The sequence below is a fragment of the Streptomyces sp. NPDC046909 genome, from assembly GCF_040644695.1.
Classification (GTDB): domain Bacteria; phylum Actinomycetota; class Actinomycetes; order Streptomycetales; family Streptomycetaceae; genus Streptomyces.
The window spans coordinates 44,284-63,202 of the sequence record NZ_JBEYXC010000008.1 but is presented as its reverse complement, the minus strand read 5'-3'; the positions used below and the strand labels follow the sequence as shown (position 1 = coordinate 63,202).

The window sequence follows — 18,919 nt, the reverse complement described above, 5'->3', positions numbered from 1 at the left end:
CCGGGGACACGTACGGACTTCATCTCACTCGCTCCCCTGCTCCCGCAGCGCCGCCACCGGATTCGCCCGCCGCAACGCCAGTGCGCCCGTCACGACCAGCGGCGTCACCGCCACCGCCGCCAGCAGCAACGCCACCCGTGACACGGGCAGTTGGACCAGCACCCCCGGCACCGGACGCGTCGCCTCGCCGGTCAGGACGATCAGGGGGATCACCGCGCGCGCCAGTACCGTTCCGAGGGCCGTGCCCACCAGCAGGGCCAGCGTCACCAGGACGCCCTGCTCGACGGCGATCGTGCGGGCCAGTCCGCGGCGCGGGGCGCCCAGCGCGCGCAGGACCGCGAACTCCGAGTCCCGCTCCCGCAGGGAGCCCGTCGCGCTCACCGCGAACCCGAGCGCGGCCAGCGCCGCCGCGACCCCGGCCGCCGCCGTGAACGCCGCTTCGGGGCCCGCCCCGAACGGGTCGTCGCGCAACTCGGCGGCGATCTCGTCCCGTACGACGACCTGCGCGGGGTCGATGTCCGGCCGGCCCCGCAGCGCCGCCGCGACCTCCGCCGGCCGGTCGGTCTCCAGCCACCACTCCGTCGGCGCCACACTCTCCCCGTACCGCGCCTCCAACACCCGGTTCACGGACCGCAGATCGACCAGCAGGGCCCCGCCGTCGCCCACCGTCGTCGGCAGCGCCTCGACCGACGCCACGATCCGCACCGGCAGCGTCCGGCCGCCGAACGTCACGTCCACCCGCTGCCCGGTACGGGCGCCCGCCGACTCCAGGTAACGGTCGGTCGCGACGGCCGTCAGCTCCGGCGGCGCGGCCTGCGCGACCTGGAGGCGGACGGTCAACGAGGCGATGACGTACGGGTTGTCGGCCGGGATGTACCCGGTGCCGTACTCGGCGGTCGGCGGCCGTGCCCCCGTCACCCGCGCCTTGGTGGGGAGATTGCTGGCGTCCACGTTCTCGACGATCCCGTCGGCGAGGGAGTCGACCGTCCAGTCGGACGGCAACCGCACCTGTCGTACGGCCTTGTCGGCCCCCACGGCCGCCAACCCGCCCAGGGACAGCCGCTGTTGCTGTCCCCGGCCGACGGGGAGCGGCTGGACCAGCTGTACGTCCGTCAGTGTCAACGGGCCCGACGGGACGGCGAGTTCGAGGGCGTGCGGGCGGCCGTCGCCCGCGAGGGTGCCCGCCGGGACGCGGTACGGGGTGCCGTAGCGGTCCTCCAGGGTCACCGTCACATCGGCCACCGTGTCCGCCGTCGCGCCGCCCAGGGTCGCCGTCAGCCGCAGCCGGGACGTGCCCTCGGGCACCTTCGCGCCCGCCGTCGAGCCCTTCGGACCGAGCCCGGCGAGCAGCGGCCGTACCGGCTCGGACGCCAGGTCCCGGCGCATCAGCATCGCGTCCGCCGCGTGCGCGGTGTCCAGGGCCAGGACGGAGGCCGTGCGGTCGCCGGACAGGGGGAGTTCCGTGCGGACGGCGGGAGCGGTCTGCCGTACGTCGTCCAGGGCCGCGTACTCGTCGGTGCGGCCGAGGTCGTCCTGGCCGTTGGCGGTCACGCGGACCGGTACTCCGGCGCGGAAGTCGGCCTGGTCGTCCTGCGAGCGGTTCCAGGAGGCGCCCTGGGCGATGGCCAGCATGCCCAGCGCCACGGCGAGGACGAGCAGCAGCACCGGACCCGCGCCGCGTCCCGGGCGACGGCCGATCTGCCAGCCCGCGAGGGCGGCGGCGAGACCCCGCCCGGCGGCCGCCCGGTGTTCGGCGAGGCGGGCCAGCGGGGGCAGGAGGCGGAGGGTGAGGACCGTACCGGCGAGCAGGGCGAGGGCGGGGGCGGCGACCAGCAGCGGGTCGACGCCCAGGGAATCGGAGCTGTCGTCGGTCACCGCGCCGGTGGTCTGGCCGTCGAGCCGCCAGTACGCGACCCCGGCGATCACCAGCAGGCCGATGTCCGCGCCGGAGCGGATCGCGCCGGGCAGGGCGCGGGCCCGGCTGCCGCGTTCGAAGGACGACGTCAGCGCGGGCAGCGTCACCGCCAGTGCGCAGCCCAGGGCCACTCCGGCCGCCACCAGCCACACTCCGATCCGTCCGGCGGCCGGTACGTCGAGGTGCAGGCCGATCCGGGCCAGCGCGCCCTGCCCGGCGAGCAGCCGGGTCAGCGGTCCGGCCAACAGGGGCGCCAGCGCCACGGCGGGGACGGCGAGCAGCAGCGCCTCCAGGGCGGCCAGGCCCGCGACCCGGGGGCGGGAGGCGCCGCGCGCCCTCAACAGCCGGGTCTCGCCCGCGCGTTGGGAGCTCAGCAGCCGGGCCACCAGGAGCAGCGCGCAGCCCGCGAGGAGCGCCAGCTGGAGCGCGACGATCAGGAGGGTGGAGCGGGAGACGAGCAGCGAACGCTCGACCCGGTCGAGGACGGTGGGCAGTTGGGTGTTCGCGGCCGTCGTGCCGCTCAGCGCGGACTCGCCGCGCATCGCCGCACCGCCCGCGCGGGCCGCCTCGCGCAGGGCGCCGATCCGGGCGGTCGTCAGCGTCGAGAAGTCGGCCGTCGCCAGCCACGCCGACGGACCGGCGGTCACCCGGCCGCCGGTGAGGGTGTCGGGGGCGGCGAGCAGGGGGCCGTACGTCGTGAAGTCGAGCTTGTTGACACCGCGGCCGCGCAGGTCGTCGAGGAGCTGCCAGTACGGGGCGTCGGTGCGGACGGGCCGGTACAGGCCGACGATCTCGACGCTCACCTTCACGCCGTCGAGCCGGTCGACGAGGGTGAGACGGGCGCCGGGCCTGAGCTTCAGGAGGCGGGCGGCGGACTGCGGGAGCGCCACTTCGACCGCCGAGGAGGAAGCGCTGGGGGCGCGGCCCTCGGTGATCCGCACCTGGGACCCGTCCAGGGCCGCGAAGTGCGTCAGATCCGGGTCGCCGGACCGTTCGGCGGCGGGCTGGAGCGAGCGGGGCAGCGCGTACGGGCCGGACCGTTGCAGTTTGCGCACGGTCACCGGCAGCCCGGCGAAGGTCTTCCGCGCCCCTTCGCGTACGGCGGTGTCGGCACCCTCGCGGCCCTCGGCCGGTACGTCGGCCTTGACGACGAGGGCGGTGTCGGCGGCGTTGCGGGAATCGTTCAGGGAGTGGCGCAGGGCCGCGTCGCCGATCGCGCCCGAGTAGGCGGTGAGGGTCGCCAGGACCGCCGTGGTCAGCAGGACCGCGAGCAGCGCGGCGGCCAGGAGCGGACGGTGCGCCCGCGCGCGCAGCAGGACGAACCTCGCGAATCCCCCGAACCCCGTCACGCCGAACCGGCCCCCCGCCGTGTTGTCCAGACCTCCCGGCGATGCTGTCAGAGGAGACCGGCGCGCGGTAAGCGTTTGTGGGGCGGCCTTGACCGGATCGTGATCGGAATCCGGCGTTCTATGACCGGAATCCGGGACTCAGGCGACGCGGTGGGCTGAGTGGGCGTCGGGGCCGAGTGAACGCGGTGGGTCAGCCCTCGGTGTTCACCATCGAGGCCGCCGCGTACGTCAGGTAGTTCCACAGCGTGTGCTCGTGCTCCTCGGACAGCCCGAGCTCGTCCACGGCGACCCGCATGTGCTTCAGCCACGCGTCGTGCGCCGCCCGGTCCACCTGGAACGGGGCGTGCCGCATCCGCAGCCGGGGGTGGCCGCGGTTGTCGCTGTACGTCGTCGGACCGCCCCAGTACTGGATGAGGAACAGCGCCAGCCGCTCCTCGGCCGGGCCCAGGTCCTCCTCGGGGTACATCGGCTTCAGGAGCGGGTCCTCGGCCACGCCCTCGTAGAAACGTCGGACGAGGCGGCGGAAGGTCTCCTCCCCACCGACCTGCTCGTAGAAGGTCTCCGTCTGAAGCGTGCCGCGCCGAATCTCTTTCACCCGTCCATCGTCTCAGACGAGGAGACCCAGGACTTGGGGCTTAGGACCCTTCCGCAGGACAGTGGAGGTATGGGTGCGCACGCTCTCCACAGGGATCTGGAAGAACTGGCCGCCGAGGCGCGGGCCGCGCTGGTGGAGCGGATCGACGCGAGCGGGGCCTGGGCGGACGACCCGGTGTGGCGGGAGGCCTTCGCGGCCGTACCGCGCCATCTGTTCGTGCCGTACTACTACGTCGGCGGTGGGGGTCCCCCCGCTCGAGCGAATTCGAGAGTGGGGGAGGGCGGCTACGAGCGCCGCTGGGGCCAGAGTCCCGATCCGCGCGCCCGGGAGCGCTGGGTGCGCGGTGCCTACGCCGACGCCCCGCTGGCCACCCGGCTCCGGGACGGCGAACTGGTGTCGTCGTCCAGTCAGCCTTCCCTCATGGCGATGATGCTGGCCGCCCTGGAGGTCGGGGACGGCGACCGGGTCCTGGAGATCGGCGCCGGTACGGGGTACAACGCGGCGCTCCTCGCGCACCGGCTCGGCGACGACGGCCTCGTCACCACCGTCGACCTGGAACCGGAGATCACCGAGGCGGCCCGGCAGCATCTGGCCGCCGCCGGGCACCGTCCGGTCGTCGTCACCGGCGACGGGGCCCGCGGGGTCCCCGAGCGCGCCCCCTTCGACCGGATCATCGCGACCTGCACCCTGGGCTCGATCCCGCAGGCCTGGCTCGCCCAGTGCGTCCCCGGCGCCCGGATCCTCACCCCGCTCGCCACCGGCCTGATCGCCCTCACCGTCCGCGACCCGGGGCACGCCGAGGGGCGCTTCCTGCACACGCCCGCCTACTTCGTGCCGCTGCGGGGATCGGGGCGCCCGGAACCGGAGCCCGCCCGGCTCGGCGGGGTGCCGCGCCGGGCCCGGGAGCACGAACTGTTCCGCTTCCTGCTGGTCCTGAGCCGCAGCAGCCTCGATCCGCAGGAGGCCTACCAGCTGTGGGAGAACGAGGGATGGCCGGTGCGGGAGCGGTACGGGATCACCGTGAGCGGCGGGGCGGAGTGGGCGTGGCTGGACGATCCGGAGGGGCCTTACGCGTGGCCGATCGGGGGGTGAGACGCCGAGAGGGCCGGACGACGTCGTACGTCCGGCCCTCTCGATCGTCGTGACTAGCCGCGGCGGACCGTGATCGTCGTCCACGCGCCCACGTGCACGCGGTCGCCGTCCTGGAGCGGTACGGGGACGAAGGGCTGGATCGGTTCCTCCGCGCCGTTCACCGTCGTACCGTTCGTCGAGTTCTGGTCGACGATCGCCCAGGTGCCGTCGGGCTGCTGGACCAGTACGGCGTGCTGGTGCGAGACGCCCGGGTCCTCCGGCGGCACCGACAGGTCGATGTCGGGGGTGTCGCCGGTGGAGTGCCGGCGGCGGCCGATGGTGACCTGGTTGCCGCTGAGTGTGCGCTGCTGTTCCGGGGAGTACGCGGGCAGGTTGAGGCCGGCGGCCTCGGGGCCCGAGCGCTGCATCATCGCCATGAAGTACTCGCGGTCCGGGCCGATGGTGGCGGTCCAGGTCGCGGGCTGCTGCGGGTACCCGGGGCCGGGAGGGGCCTGGGTGGAGCCGGGCTGGGGGTAGCCGTAGCCACCGCCGGGGCCGCCACCGGGACCGCCGGGGGCGGTGGAGGACGGCGGGGAGATCACCCAGTCGTCGTCACCGCCGCCGAAGCCGCCGGGACCGCCCGGACCGGACGGCTGGAACGCCGAGGGCGCGCCCCCGGGACCGCCGGGACCGCCGGCGGGCGGGGTCGGGCCGGGCGGCGGAGGCACCGGCCGCGAAGGGTCACCGCCGAAGGCGGAGGGGGCGCCGGGAGCACCGGGTCCCCCAGGTCCGTCGAAGCCACCGGGACGCCCCGGACCGCCCGGGCCACCAGGTCCGTCGAAGCCGCCGGGGCGACCGGGGCCGCCGAAGGCGCCGGGGGCACCCGTACCGCCCGGGCCGCCGGGGCCGTCGAAGCCACCCGGGCCACTGGGACCACCAGGGCCACCGGACCGACCGGGACCACCGGGTCCGCCGAACGCGCCCGGTCCGCCCGGGGCGCCGGTGCTACCCGGACCACCCGGGCCGTCGAAGCCGCCAGGTCCACCGGGGCCGCCAGGGCCGCCCGGTCCACCGAACCCACCAGGTCCGCCAGGGGAGTTGGGGCCACCCGGAGCGTTGGTACCGCCAGGTCCTCCCGGGCCGTCGAAGCCGCCGGGCCCACCCGGGCCACCAGGTCCGCCGAAGCCGCCCGGACCGCCGGGCGCACCTGTGCCGCCGGGACCGCCCGGGCCGTCGAAGCCACCGGGACCACCAGGGCCACCGGATCGACCGGGGCCGCCGAAGGCACCCGGGCCGCCAGGCGCACTCGTACCGCCCGGGCCGCCAGGTCCGTCGAAGCCACCGGGGCCGCCAGGCCCACCGAACCCACCCGGACCACCCGGCCCGCCAGGGCCACCAGCACCCCCAGGCCCCCCGGATCCACCGAACCCACCCGGACCGGGCGGTGGCGGAGGCGGGCCTCCCGCCGGTCCGGACGGGTCGCCGCCGAAGGGCGGGATCGGTTCGGCGGGGCGGTTCATCTGGGACGGGCGGGAGCCCTGGTACTCGTACGAGTCACCGGCGCCGTAGGACGCGCCGGGCGGCGGGCCCTGGAAGCGGACGCCCGGGCCGGGGGCCGGCGGGCGCGGGGCGGCCGGGGTGTACGACGTGGCCGTGTTCGTGAGGAAGTTCCACCGGCACTCCTCGCAGAAGGGCGCACCGCCCTCGCGGGGCGTGCGGCACTGCGGGCAGAGCTCCGGCTCGGGGTCCGGTACGGCGGACAGATGGGAGCGTCCGGGCTGGCCGCCGGCCCCGGGCGGGGGTGGCGGGAAGCCGTAGCCGCCGGCGGCGGGGGGCGGGGGAGGGGGTGGAGGCACGGCACCGGCCATGCGGTGACCGCAGACCTCGCACCAGTCGTCGGAACCCGACTGGTGTCCGTTCGGGCAGGTCGGCATGTCGGCGCGTCCCCCTCTCCTTCTGTGACCCAGTAGGTCGTGCTACGTCACTACTTCTTTACACGAACAGTCTTTGTGGACCGTGTCTCGAGTGTCATCTCGTCGGCCTCCTCGACCTTCGCCTTCAACCGCACAGTACCTGTCGCGGCATCGACCACGTCCACCACCTTCGCAAGCAGTTTCGCAGTATCGGCGTTCCCGGAAGCGCTTGCGAGCTGAACGGCCCGACCCAGTTTGGCCGTTGCTCCATCCATATCGCCCGCTTTGCGCAGGTCCAGCCCTTGTTGAATGACTTGTGCCAGTTCGGCCTGCCCGGTGTAGTGGGCGACCTGGGGGTTGATCGACGTCGAGGCGACCATGTCGTCGGTCCACACGGCCCGTACGAGCCCCTGCGCGCCCAAGTTCTGGGCGCTGCCGTCGGGTTGGGGGACGACGAGGGAGACCCGGGCGGCCAGCATCTCCTGGCCGATGTGGGCGGCCTGGACCTCGACGCAGAGGTGGTAGTCACGGGACTCGTCTCCCCAGGAGCCGGTGGGGTAGTCCCCGGCGCGCGGACCGGCCTCGGTGCGGCGGTCGGTCAACTCCTCGACGGTGGGCGCGACCTGCTTGACGAACCTGATGGTGGTGCCGACCGGTGTCCACACCCGCAGGGAGACGTCCGCGACCTCCTTGCCCATGGCCGTCTCCATCATCTGTGTGAAGTCGGCGGCGAGCCCGGCGGGGTCGGCGACGATGTCGGCCGTGCCGAGCAGGGCCGAGGCGATCCCTGTGACTTCACTCACTACCCAGTCGGTGCCCACGCCCCGCGCGTCACAGGTGAAGCGTCCGGCGCAGGAGTCGAGGGCGGCCTTGAGGTCCTCCGGCGACTCGTGCTCGTTGCGTCCGTCGGTGAGCAGGATGCCGTGCCGGATGGCGACGTCCACCGAGGACAGCAGCCGGTCGGCGAGGCGCAGCCAGGTGCCGATCGCCGTACCGCCGCCCGCGCTCAGCTTGCGCAGGGCCTGCTTGGCCTGGTCGCGGGTGGTGGCGTCGGCCACGGCCAGCCGGCCGCCGCCCGGATAGACCTCCTTGGCCACGTGCGTGCCGCCGATCACCGCGAAGTGCACCCCGTCGCGCAGGGTGTCGATGGCGGCGGCCGTCGCGTCACGGGCGTTGCGCATCTTGGTCGGCGGGTAGTCCATCGAGCCCGAGCAGTCGACCATGATCGCCACGGCGGCGTCCGGGCCCTGCCCCGGGGTGTACAGGTGCGGCGAGCCGACCGCGCTGCCGATGGTGCCGCCGCCGGTCGTGGTCACCGTGACGATGGCGTTGACCTCGCGCCCGCCCTCCGGCAGGTACTCGTTCTGGTACACGTCCATCGAGAACTGCGGCACGTTGGACTTCGAGAAATTGGCCATGCCGTCTCAAATCCCCCTCGGAAACCCCACGGACGTGGGGCAATGACTGTGAGCGGACCGGTCCCCTCCGGTCCGTTGAGGCGTCCCCGTAATCGGCCTCAGGCCGATCCTGCCCCCTGCGGAGGGGCGGGGAACGGCACGACGGCCACTGTTACGTTGTCGTGGCCCCCGCCGTCCAGGGCGTGACCGACGAGGACCTGCGCGCTGTGCAGGGGGCGCGCCGCGGCGTCGAGGGGGAGGGCCTCGGCCATCTCCGGCGCCGCCTCGGCGTAGTTCCACAGTCCGTCGGTGCACACCACCACTACACCCGCACGGTCCGGCTTGAAGGAAGCGGTGTGCGGCTCCAGTTCGTAGGCGTCCGCGCCGAGCCAGCCGGTGATCGCGTGGGCGCGCTCGTCGGCGTACGCCTCCGCCTCGTTCATCAGCCCCGCGGCGACCATCTGCGCGGCCCACGAGTCGTCCTCGGTGAGCCGGGCCGGGGGAGCGCTGCGGTCCACCGGGACCCAGTAGGCGCGGCTGTCGCCGACCCAGCCGACGACCAGCAGTCCGGCGGTCACCACGGTGCCGACGATCGTGCAGGCCGGGGCGTTCTGGTGCGGGGCGTGCTCACGGGCCGTCTGCGGTTCGGCGGCCAGCGAGTTGACCGCGCGGGAGGCGGCGACGATCGCGTCGTGCATGGCCTGCTGCGGGTGGGTGCCGCGCGGCAGGGCGGCGAGCAGCGACTCGCTCGCCGCGCGGGAGGCGGCCAGCGAGGCGTCGTCGGGGCGGGTCGCGGAGGAGACGCCGTCGCAGACGATCGCCACGGCGGCGGGCTGTCCGTCGGGCAGGGCGGCGGTGCCGATGGCGAACGAGTCCTCGTTGCGGTGGTGGCGCAGCCCGCGGTCGCTGACGGCGGCGATCGGGCCCGACTCCTGCTCCATGTGGTCGCGTTCGCGCGGCTGGGCGTGCCCGCAGTTCTCGCAGTACCCGTCGTGGTCGACCCGCCCGGCACGGCAGGCGACACACACCTTGACGCCCTCCGCCGGGGTCGGCACGTCGGGCGTGATCCGTGGATCGGGCGCCTGGAGCGGGTACTCGTCGGGCTCCGGCGGGCGGTCGAAGCGCACACCGGTGACCGGGGAGACCGGGGAGCCGGTGGGCGGGACCTCATGGGCGGCCGACAGGTCGTGGCCGCCCGAGTCCGTGCCCGCCAGGTCCGTCGGCAGATGAGTGGCCGGCGGGCTGTCCGAGCCGGCCGGCTCGGAGGCGACCGGCCAGGCGACTCCCTCGGCCTGGCCAGAGCCATTGGCGTTGACGGCCACGACGACCGTCGGGTCGTCGGCGGGCGGGGCGGGCACGGCGGACAGGTCGTATCCGCACGCACCGCAGAAGCGGTCACCCGATTCGAGGGGTTCCTCGCAGCTGGGGCAGGCGGACAACTGGGGCATCTGCGACATCAACTACACCCACGTCCGGGGGCGGTAACGGTTGGCACGTTCCACCAGGTCGATCCTCTCCTCGCCGCCGCGGGCCAGCCGGGCCAGCGTGCGGTACGAGCGCTCCAGGCCGAAGCGGAGTCCCCGCTCGTCCAGTTCGCTGCCGAGCAGCACCCGGCGGGTGGCCGGGGCGGTGCCTTGGCCACCGGAGAGTACCCAGTCGAGGGCACAGCCGAGGACTTCCGTGGACAACTGCTCCCGGCGCGCCGGATCCAGCCCGTACGCGTCCAGCGCCTCGACCTGCCCGGCGGCGGCGGTCAGGTCGTCGAGGAACGGTACGTCGCCGGCGGCCGCCGTACGTCCGCGCAGCCGCGCTCTCACGGCGGCCACGCGCGCGGCGGTGTAGTGGATGGACGACTCCGGCACCGACTCCAGGGACGCCACGGCACCGGCCCGGTCCCCGCTCGCGAGCTGCACGCGTGCGAGCCCGAACGCGGCGCTCACATAGCTGGGGTCGGTCGACCACACCAGCCGGTAGTACTCGGCGGCGTTGTCGAGCTGTCCGAGCACCTCCGCGCACAGCCCCAGCGCCAGCTTCGGAGCGGGCTCGCCCGGGAAGGCGTCGTAGATGGCGTCGAAGGCGAGCGCGGCGGCCTCGTGGTCCCCGGTGACGAGCGAGGCCACGCCGCGGTACCACACCACCCGCCAGTCGTCGGGCCGCTCCTCCTCCAGCCGCCGCAGCGCCTCCACGGCGGTGTACGCGTCCCCGTTCTCCAGCCACGCCCGGATCTGCCGCAGCCGCGTCTCCACGGACGGCGCGGGCGCGGCGGCGAGGGCGCCGAGCAGTTCGGCGGCGGCGGTGGCCATGAGCCCGGCGAGGAACCCGGCGTTCGGGTCGGAGGGATCGACCCGGGGCACAGGCAGGGCGAGCGCCGCCGCCGGCGTCCCCACGGCCTTGACGAGGGACTCGGTGCTCCCGAGCGCCGCGACGGCCGGGCCGCTGAGGGAGAGCTGGGGAAGCGCGGCGCCTCCACGGCGGGGCGTGGACGCCACCCGGCCGCCCAGCCGCGACACGTCCCCGTCCAGCTTCGGGAACAACTCCGTGTCCGTCACCCGCAGTTCGGGCCCGAACAGCGTCGACAGCGCAGGACGCGCCCGCCCCGTCTGGAGCGACACGACCTCCCGCAGCACCCCCGTCAGCTGCTCGGCCATCTCCTGCGCGGAGGCGAACCGGCGGGCCGGGTCGGGGTCGGTCGCCCGGACCAGGAGCCGGTAGAAGGACTCGTACTGGCGGAAGACCTCGATGTGGTCGGGGTCGGGGAGGGAGTCCACGAAGACGTTCGTGTAGCCCTGGAAGTCGAAGCTCAGGACGGCCAGCGTGCGGGCGACCGTGTAGAGGTCGGACGCCACCGACGGGCCGACCTCGGCGACCTCCGGCGCCTGGTAGCCCACCGTGCCGTAGATGGCCGACTCGTCGTCGTCCATCCTGCGCACCGCGCCCATGTCGATGAGCTTGAGCTGGTCCTCGGTCTGGATCGCGTTGTCGACCTTGAAGTCGCAGTAGAGCAGGTTGCGGCTGTGCAGGTGGCCGAGCGCCTCCAGGGCCTCGATGCCGTACGCGCAGGCCTGCTCCACCGGCAGCGGATCGCGCTTGCCGCCGGAGGTGCGGCGGCCGTTGGCGATCTCCTTGAGGGACTTGCCGCCGACGTACTCCATGACGATGTAGCCGTCCAGCGAACCCGTCCGCTGGTCGAGGTGCTCGACGAAGTTGTAGATCCGCACGATGTTGGAGTGCTCGATCTCGGCGAGGAAGCGCCGCTCGGAGATCGCCGCCGCCATCGCGTCCTGGTCGCCCGTGTCGAGCAGGCCCTTCAGGACCACCCAGCGGTCCGACACCGCGCGGTCCACCGCGAGATAGACCCAGCCGAGACCGCCGTGCGCGAGACAGCCCACGACCTCGTACTGGCCGTGCACGATGTCCCCGGCACCGAGCTTCGGGACGAACGAGTACGGGTTGCCGCACTTGGTGCAGAAGCCCTCCGTACGGCCCGCCCGGTCGCCGCGCGAACGGCCCACCGGCGCCCCGCAGTCCGAGCGGGAGCAGAAGCGCTTGCGCTCGGGAACCTCAGGGTTCTCCAGGACCATCGCGCGCGGATCGGGCCGCGGCACGTCCGGGACCTGCACCAGACCCGCCCCGAGCCGGCCCCGCGCACTGGAGTTGGTGCTGGAGCCGGAGCTGCGCACCGACACCGAGCGGCTCGTCGAACGCCCCGACAGGGAACGCGAGAGCCGTCCCGACACCGAGCGCCGTGACTTCGACGACTGCGACGACGTACGGGAGCTGGCGCGGCCGCTGGGGCGCGAGGAGCGCGAACTGCCGCTGCCCGAGCCACGGGAGCCCTTGCCGTTGCCCGTGACACCGGTCGGCGGGGAGCCCACCATGCCGTCGGCCGAGACGACCGGTGCGAGACCGCAGGTGTCGCAGTACAGCTCGCCGCCGCCCATGTCCTCGTACGACCCGTCGCAGCCGGGTCGCTGACAGGCCTGCTGTGCCTCACTCATGACTGGGCCTCCCCCCTACGGTCCTCGGGCCCGCTCTGCTCCGGCACCCTCGGGGCGCGCAGCAGTTCGGCGGCCGCCTGCTGGTAGCGCAGCACGGCCTCTCCGGCGACGCGCAGATCGCAGGGCGCGCTCCACAGCATGCGGCGCGCCGCGTCGTAGCGCTCGATCAGGAACGGGTCCTCGGCGAGGCCGTGCCGGGCGACCTTCGCCTTGTACGCGTCGAGGCGGCCGCGCAGCTCCGCGCGGACCGCCAGTGGCTGGGTGACCGCGGTCAACGACTCGCGGGCGCGCAGCAGTTCGTCCTCCGCCTTCTGCTCCAGGGACTCCAGGAGCGGGGACAGGCGGTGCCACTGGGCGTGTCTGCGGTACTCGGCGGCCGTCGCCAGCTGCTCCTGGAGCACCGTCGGCGGTCCGCTGACGACCGGCACCTCCGTGGCGGCGATCTTCGCCAGCACCTCGCCGCGCGCGGTGCGGGCCTCGGCGAGCGTGCGGTCCGCGCGGGACAGCACGTCCCGGAGCTTGATCAGCCGCTGCTCGGCGTCCTGGCGGACCGTCAGCACCGCGTCGATCTCCCGGCGCACGTCCTCCAGGGCGCGCGCCTCACGGTCGTACACCGTGGTGTCGGGACGGCCGCCGCCGGGCGCCGAACTGCCCTGGGCGGGCAGCCAGTACGCCAGCGGGTCGGAGACGACCTCCTCGCGCAGCTGGGTCAGCGTGCGGGTGATGCGCTCCAGGTCGTCGCCCGCCGGGTGCTCGCCCGGGCGGACGCCGACGGAGTGCGCGAGCTTGCGGGTGCGCTGGAGCTCCGCGGCCAGTAAATCTATCCGCGCGGGCAGCGCCGACCAGACGGCGTCGGCGGCCACGACCATGTCCAGCGAGGTCGCGTACAGCTCGTTCATGCGGTCCACGAGCGTCGACAGCGAGAACTGTTCGCTGAGCTTGCCCGAATTGCCGTGCAGGGTCGGCGCGTTGGCCGTTGCCGTGGCGCTTCCGGCCACCGTCACCGACTCGCCGCGCAGCAGTTCCGTCAGCTCCGCCAGGTCGCCCTGGCTGGACCAGCGGCGCCGGGACCTGATCTCGCGGGCGGTGCGCAACGCGTCGGTGTAGGCGTCGAAGTACGCCCACAGCAGCGTGATCGACGCGTCCGCGGCCGTCCAGCGGTCCTTGGTGACACCCGTGAGCGCGGCGCCCTCGAGCAGTCTGCGGCCCGAGTGGTCCTGCAAGGCGAGGAGCGAGGTCTCGATCGCCTCGTACTCCGCGCCGAGCCGCGCCAGCGCACGGTCCACCTCGTCCCGGTCCATCACCGGCCCGGGGGGTCCCGTGACGCCCATCGATCACCTCTCGCTGCTGGGTAGTTGGGGGTTGAGTGCCTGTTCCGTCCGGTGTCCGCGTCAGCTCTTGCGCAGGTACTCGGGGGCCGGCGGCGCCGACTCCTTCGCGTCCGCTCCCAGTGTCGCCGAAAGCCACTTGTCGTACGACGCCTGCCAGCCGTTCGCGGTGTCCTTGCGGTAGTCCGCCAGGATCTGGTTGACCCGGCGTACCAGATCGTCGGCCTTCAGGTTCATCGCCACGCCGTAGTACTCGGTGGTGAACGGTTCGCCCTTGAGCTGGACCGTCGGGTCCTGCGCGGCCTGGCTCGCGGCGAGCGCGCCGTCGGTGACCACCGCGTCGACCTCGCCGAGCTGAAGCCGTACCAGGCAGTCGAGTTGGTTGGGGACGGTGGTGGAGATGTCGGTGGTGGCGGGCAGCTTCCCCGCCGTCTTGTCGTCGTCCAGCTTCGCGTACGCCGTCGAGCCCTCCGCCGTGCAGATCTTCTTCTTGGCGAGCTTGCCGATGTCCTGCGGTCCGTACCCCGAGATCGTCGAGGAGATCGGGGCGAGGAGCTGCTGGCCGGTCTTGAAGTACGGGGCGGAGAACGACACATCGGGCAGGCGCTTGCAGTTGATGGTCATCGTGCGGACCACCATGTCGACGCGGCCGTCCTGGATCGCCGGGATGCGCTGGTTGGTCGGGATCGCCTTGTACTGGACCGCGTTCGGGTCACCGAGGATGTCCTGGGCGATCCGGCGGACCAGGTCGATGTCGAAGCCCTCCAGCTCGCCCTTGTGCTCCGCGTTGGGGTTGCGGTAGCCCCAGCGGTAGCTGTTCTGGTCGACGCCGACGATCAGCTTGCGCTTCTCGCCGACCCGGGCCTTGATCGCGGCGATCGTCGGGCCGTCCGCGGACGACGGGGACAGCGTGTACGTCTCCGGGGCCTTCGCGATCCGCGGGTCCTTCTCGCAGGGCCCGTCCTCGGCCAGGGCCTGGCTGCCGTGGGCCACGCCCTGGCCGCCGGTGGCCGGGCCGGCGCCGGACGACTGGGTCAGCGGCAGCAGCAGCGCGAAGGCGAGCGCCAGGGCGCAGACGACCGCCATCGCGGCCACCCCGCCCCAGCCCTTCAGACCGGCCCGCAGCACCCGCATACGCCGTGCGTTCATCGTCATGCCCCCTCTCACCGGTACTCCGACAGCCTGCGGCCGATGCCCAGGACCGCGCCGGCCGCGCCCAGGACGGCGAGCACCGCGGCACCCACCGGCAGCCCCGCCATCGCGTCCAGACCGTCACCGGCGGACTGCCTGAACTCGGCCTCCTCGTGGTCCAGCGCCTTGGCGAGGTTCTTGTCGACGCTGTCGAAGCACTCGCCGGTCGCGCCCTCGGAGCCGATGACCTTGTTCAGCGCCGCCTCGTACAGCCCGTCCTCGTCGGCCTTGCGGGCGTCGCCGTGCCGGAGCTTCCACTCCTTCATGTTGCCCTCGGCCGCGGTGACGGGCTGCTCGCCGGAGTCGTCGTCGGCGAGCTTCGCGGCCTCGGCGAGACCCTTGCCGAGGGTGTTCATGTCGGTCTGGAAGCTGTTGTCGTACGCGTCCTTGACCTCGTCCTCACCCTTGGCGTTCTTGACCGTCACGGTCTCGGCGCCGCGCGCCACCAGGGTCAGGTTCTCGTTGCCGCGCGCCTTCAGGGAGGCGATCCGCGCGTCGTGCAGGACGTTCAGCGAGCGGACGCCGTGGTCGTAGGAGTCGTCGAGGCCCGCGCGCGCGACGCTGTGCCCGACGACGAGCCACAGCAGGACGACGGTCGTCGTCGCCGAGGCCGCGACCAGGCCGTGGTTGAGGACCCGGTTGGTGCGCCGGTAGTTGCGGTGCTGGGCCCAGACGAGCGCGCCGAGGACGGTGACGCCGAGGCCGATCGCGGCCCACGGGTAGGGCGTCGCGTCGTCGTAGTCGGCGCGCAGGCGCTGGTTTTCTTTTTTGTACAGGTCCTCGGCCGCCGGGAGCATGTCCTTCTGCATCTTCTCGTTGGCGTACCGCAGATACGCGCCGCCGACCGGGAAGCCCTGGCGGTTGTAGGTGCGGGCGCGCTCCACGAGGCCCTTGTACTCGGGCAGCATGCCGTTGAGCTTGGTGACGGTCTCCGCGGCCGGGGAGTCCGGGTCGGAGTTCGAGGCGGCCTTGACGAGACCGGCGGCGGCCTTGTCGATGTCCTCCTCGTACCGCTGCCGGGACGCGGCCGTCTCCTGGCCGCCCGCGAGGAACCCGCTGGAGGCCGCGGTGTTGGCGTCCGCGAGGCTGCGGTAGATGTCGGCGGCGGCGCTGCTCAGCGGCTGGCTCTTGTGCAGCACGTCGTCGGCGGCGGCCGCGCGGTCCGTCATCTGCCAGGCGGTGACCGCGCCGAACGCCACGACCAGCGCGGCGAGCAGGGCGCCGATGATGCGCAGCCGGCCGGGCTCGGTGACGGCGGCGGCGCGCAGCCGGTCGACGCCCTCGGCGAACGCGGTACGGCGGGACTCCGGCGGCGAGGCGGGTGTGGGGGTGCCGGTGCCGTTGGAGTGCGCCTGTTGTGCGTGCTGCGGTGGCACGGCCGGCATCGTGGGCACGCCGGGTGCCGGTGGTGGCGCCGCGCTGCTTTTCGGCGGGTGTGTCACTGTTGACCTCCCCCATGGTCATCCGTCGCCGCAAGTATCGCTGCCGGGACTGACATCCGCACCGGCCTTCACTGGATCTTGATCGGATTGCAGCGCGGTGCGCGGTTTTACGGCACGCCGTGGCGCCCCGCACCTCCCCCTGCCCATTCACACGCGGGAGGAATCTGTTCGGTTCCCGGTTCGGGTTTCGGGGGTGGTGCGCCGATGCTTGCGGCGGCCCGTGGCCCCTTGGTGGGGGCTTGCGTTGCGCACCATTCGCCGTCGTGGGTCGGGGCCGCACCGGGGGGTGTCCGTCCTCGGTCGGGCGGCTCTGTATCTCCGGCGGTTGAACGTGTTTGACGCCCGCCGCTGCGGGCGGACACCCCCCCGGTACGTCCCCTGCTCGCCGTTGCGCCGGTGCGGACTCGTGGGTCCCTCCGTCAGCCCTCGTAGTACGCGCGCGTGCGGGCGTGTGCCTCCATGGGTGCGCCGGTCGCGTCCAGGCCCAGCAGGGCCGCGCCCAGCACCGGGCTCGCTGTCACCACCTGCGGTACGGCCTTGGGGGCGCGGGCCGCCAAGAGGTCCCGTATGCCGTCGTCCAGTTGGGGGTGACGGGCCGCCAGGACGCCGCCGCCCAGGAGGACCGGGGTCTCCTCCGTCAGGAGGTCCAGGCGGGTCAGGGCCACCGTCGCCATGGTCACCACCTCCTCCGCCAGCCGGTCCACCAGCGACCGGGCCACCGGGTCGCCGTCCGCCGCCGTGGCGAACAGCACCGGGGTCAGTTCATGGCGGCGGGCTGGTGGTATGTGCTCCAGGTGCAGGGCCTCGATGAGGGCGAGCATGGTGGCGTGGCCGAAGTGGGACGGGAGGGTGCGGGAGAGGGCTGTGGGTCCGCCCCGGCCGTCCTCCGCCCTGGCCGCGTGCCACAGGGCCTCCTCCGCCAGGCCCCAACCACCGCCCCAGTCGCCGGAGATGCGGCCCAGGGCGGGGAAGCGGGCGGTGCGGCCGTCCGGGCGCATGCCCACGCAGTTGATGCCGGCGCCGCAGACCACTGCCACGCCTCGGGGTTCGGTGATGCCGGCGCGGAGGATGGCGAACGTGTCGTTGCGGACCTCCACCGTCGTGCCCCACGCGCGCGCGTGCAGGGCCGCGGCCAACTGCTCCTCCTCCACCGGGAAGTCGGCGTTGGCCAGGCACGCCGAGACATGGTCCACCGAAGTGATGCCGGCCGCCGTGAAGGCCTCGGCCACCGCCTCGGCGAGTGCGTCCACCGCCGTCTCCACGCCCACCGCCGGCGGCCGGAACCCCCCGCCGCGCCCCGTCGCGAGGACGGTTCCGTCGGCCGCCAGCACGGCCACGTCGGTCTTGCTGTTGCCCGCGTCCACGGCGAGGACACCTGCGGTCATGCCCACGCGAGATGCTCCCGGTTGTGTGCGATCAGTCGGTCGGTGAGGGCTTCGGCGTACTCGTACTGGCCGATCAGGGGGTGGGAGAGGAGGGCGCGGAAGACTCGGTCGCGGCCGCCGCGCAGGGCCGCCTCCAGGGCCAGGTCCTCGTATGTCGTCACGGCCGCCGTCAGCCCCGCGTACAGCGGATCGACCGGCGCCACCGGCAACGGCGTCGGCCCGCTGTGCCCCACCGCCGCCTGCACCTCGATCACCGCGTCGTCGGGGAGGAAGGGCAGCGTGCCGTTGTTGTACGTGTTCACCACCTGGTACGGGCTTCCCGTACCGGTGAGGAGCGCCGCCGCCAGGTCCACCGCTGCCTCCGAGTAGTAGGCGCCGCCCCGCTTGGCCAGCAGCTCCGGCTTCTCGTCCAGCTGCGGGTCGCCGTACATCTTCAGCAACTCCCGTTCCATCTGTGCCACTTCGGCGGCCCGGGAGGGCTTGGTCGTGAGTTCCCGTACGACCTCGTCGTGCGCGTAGAAGTAGCGCAGGTAGTACGACGGGACCGCGCCCAGGTGGTTCAGGAGGGCGGGTGGGAGGTGGAGGTCCGTTGCGATCGTCTCGCCGTGGTGGGCCAGGAGGTCGGGCAGGACGTCCTTGCCCTCGGGGCCGCCGAGGCGTACGCCCGTCTCCCAGGTGAGGTGGTTGAGGCCGACGTGGTCGAGGTGGATGTCGGCGGCGGGGACGTCGAGCAGGGCCGCGAACTTCCGCTGGAAGCCGATCGCCACATTGCACAGGCCGACCGCCTTGTGGCCGGCCTGGAGGAGGGCGCGGGTGACGATGCCGACGGGGTTGGTGAAGTCGATGATCCAGGCGTGGGGGTTGGCGCGGCGGACCCGTTCCGCGATGTCCAGGACCACCGGGACCGTGCGGAGGGCCTTCGCGAGGCCGCCCGCGCCCGTCGTCTCCTGGCCCACGCAGCCGCACTCCAGCGGCCACGTCTCGTCCTGCTCGCGTGCCGCCTGTCCGCCCACGCGGAGTTGCAGCAGCACGGCGTCGGCGTCGGCCACGCCCGCGTCGAGGTCGTCGGTGACGGTGATCCGGCCCGGGTGACCTTGCTTCGCGAAGATGCGGCGGGCCAACCCGCCCACCAGGTCGAGGCGTTCGAGGGCCGGGTCCACCAGGACCAGTTCCTCGATGGGGAGGGTGTCCCGCAAGCGCGCGAAGCCGTCGATGAGTTCGGGAGTGTAGGTCGAACCTCCGCCGACCACGGTGAGTTTCACTGGGAGGTCCCTCGCTTTCGGGCGCCGGGGGCGGTCTTGATCGGCCGGGGGTCCGGGGGTTGTCCCCCGGGGA

12 protein-coding genes are annotated in these 18,919 nt (G+C 73.4%); 1 reads left to right on the top strand and 11 read right to left on the bottom strand.

The features are described 5' to 3' along the window. Positions 1–24: 24 nt before the first annotated feature. Together ABZ928_RS26160 and ABZ928_RS26155 are read right to left on the bottom strand one after the other, a co-directional pair. Complete coding sequence (locus ABZ928_RS26160) at positions 25–3,264, bottom strand: ABC transporter permease (protein ID WP_361523575.1); 3,240 nt, start codon at positions 3,262–3,264, stop codon at positions 25–27. Positions 3,265–3,454: 190 nt separating this feature from the next. After that, on the bottom strand, positions 3,455–3,859 hold the full coding sequence (locus ABZ928_RS26155) for a globin (RefSeq protein WP_361523573.1): 405 nt from the start codon (positions 3,857–3,859) through the stop codon (positions 3,455–3,457). A 69-nt stretch (positions 3,860–3,928) separates the two neighbouring features. Between ABZ928_RS26155 and ABZ928_RS26150 the strand changes: the two genes are divergently transcribed. Beyond that, a complete protein-coding gene (locus tag ABZ928_RS26150) occupies positions 3,929–4,951 on the top strand; it encodes a methyltransferase domain-containing protein (RefSeq protein ID WP_361523570.1) in 1,023 nt (340 codons plus the stop codon). Positions 4,952–5,004: 53 nt separating this feature from the next. Here ABZ928_RS26150 and ABZ928_RS26145 read toward each other — a convergent pair whose 3' ends face one another. From ABZ928_RS26145 to ABZ928_RS26105, 9 genes are all read right to left on the bottom strand, one after another. Next, on the bottom strand, positions 5,005–6,864 hold the full coding sequence (locus ABZ928_RS26145; RefSeq protein ID WP_361523568.1) for an FHA domain-containing protein: 1,860 nt from the start codon (positions 6,862–6,864) through the stop codon (positions 5,005–5,007). A 50-nt stretch (positions 6,865–6,914) separates the two neighbouring features. Then, complete coding sequence (locus ABZ928_RS26140) at positions 6,915–8,261, bottom strand: VWA domain-containing protein (protein ID WP_361523565.1); 1,347 nt, start codon at positions 8,259–8,261, stop codon at positions 6,915–6,917. Between the two features lie 98 nt (positions 8,262–8,359). After that, complete coding sequence (locus ABZ928_RS26135) at positions 8,360–9,700, bottom strand: PP2C family serine/threonine-protein phosphatase (protein WP_361523562.1); 1,341 nt, start codon at positions 9,698–9,700, stop codon at positions 8,360–8,362. Beyond that, entirely contained in the window at positions 9,701–12,238 is a 2,538-nt protein-coding gene (locus tag ABZ928_RS26130; protein ID WP_361523560.1) for a tetratricopeptide repeat protein, read from the bottom strand. Further along, positions 12,235–13,569, bottom strand: coding sequence for a hypothetical protein (locus ABZ928_RS26125; RefSeq protein ID WP_361523557.1), 1,335 nt, complete (start codon positions 13,567–13,569; stop codon positions 12,235–12,237). Before ABZ928_RS26125 ends, ABZ928_RS26130 begins: the two co-directional genes overlap by 4 nt. A gap of 60 nt (positions 13,570–13,629) precedes the next feature. Further along, on the bottom strand, positions 13,630–14,715 hold the full coding sequence (locus ABZ928_RS26120; protein ID WP_361523554.1) for a glutamate ABC transporter substrate-binding protein: 1,086 nt from the start codon (positions 14,713–14,715) through the stop codon (positions 13,630–13,632). A 14-nt stretch (positions 14,716–14,729) separates the two neighbouring features. Then, positions 14,730–16,142: a hypothetical protein gene (locus tag ABZ928_RS26115; RefSeq protein ID WP_361524650.1), complete on the bottom strand. Its 1,413-nt coding sequence runs from the start codon at positions 16,140–16,142 to the stop codon at positions 14,730–14,732. 476 nt (positions 16,143–16,618) lie between these two features. Further along, entirely contained in the window at positions 16,619–17,590 is a 972-nt protein-coding gene (locus ABZ928_RS26110; protein ID WP_361523551.1) for a BadF/BadG/BcrA/BcrD ATPase family protein, read from the bottom strand. Next, positions 17,581–18,846, bottom strand: coding sequence for a 6-phospho-beta-glucosidase (locus ABZ928_RS26105; protein WP_361523548.1), 1,266 nt, complete (start codon positions 18,844–18,846; stop codon positions 17,581–17,583). Before ABZ928_RS26105 ends, ABZ928_RS26110 begins: the two co-directional genes overlap by 10 nt. Positions 18,847–18,919 lie beyond the last annotated feature (73 nt).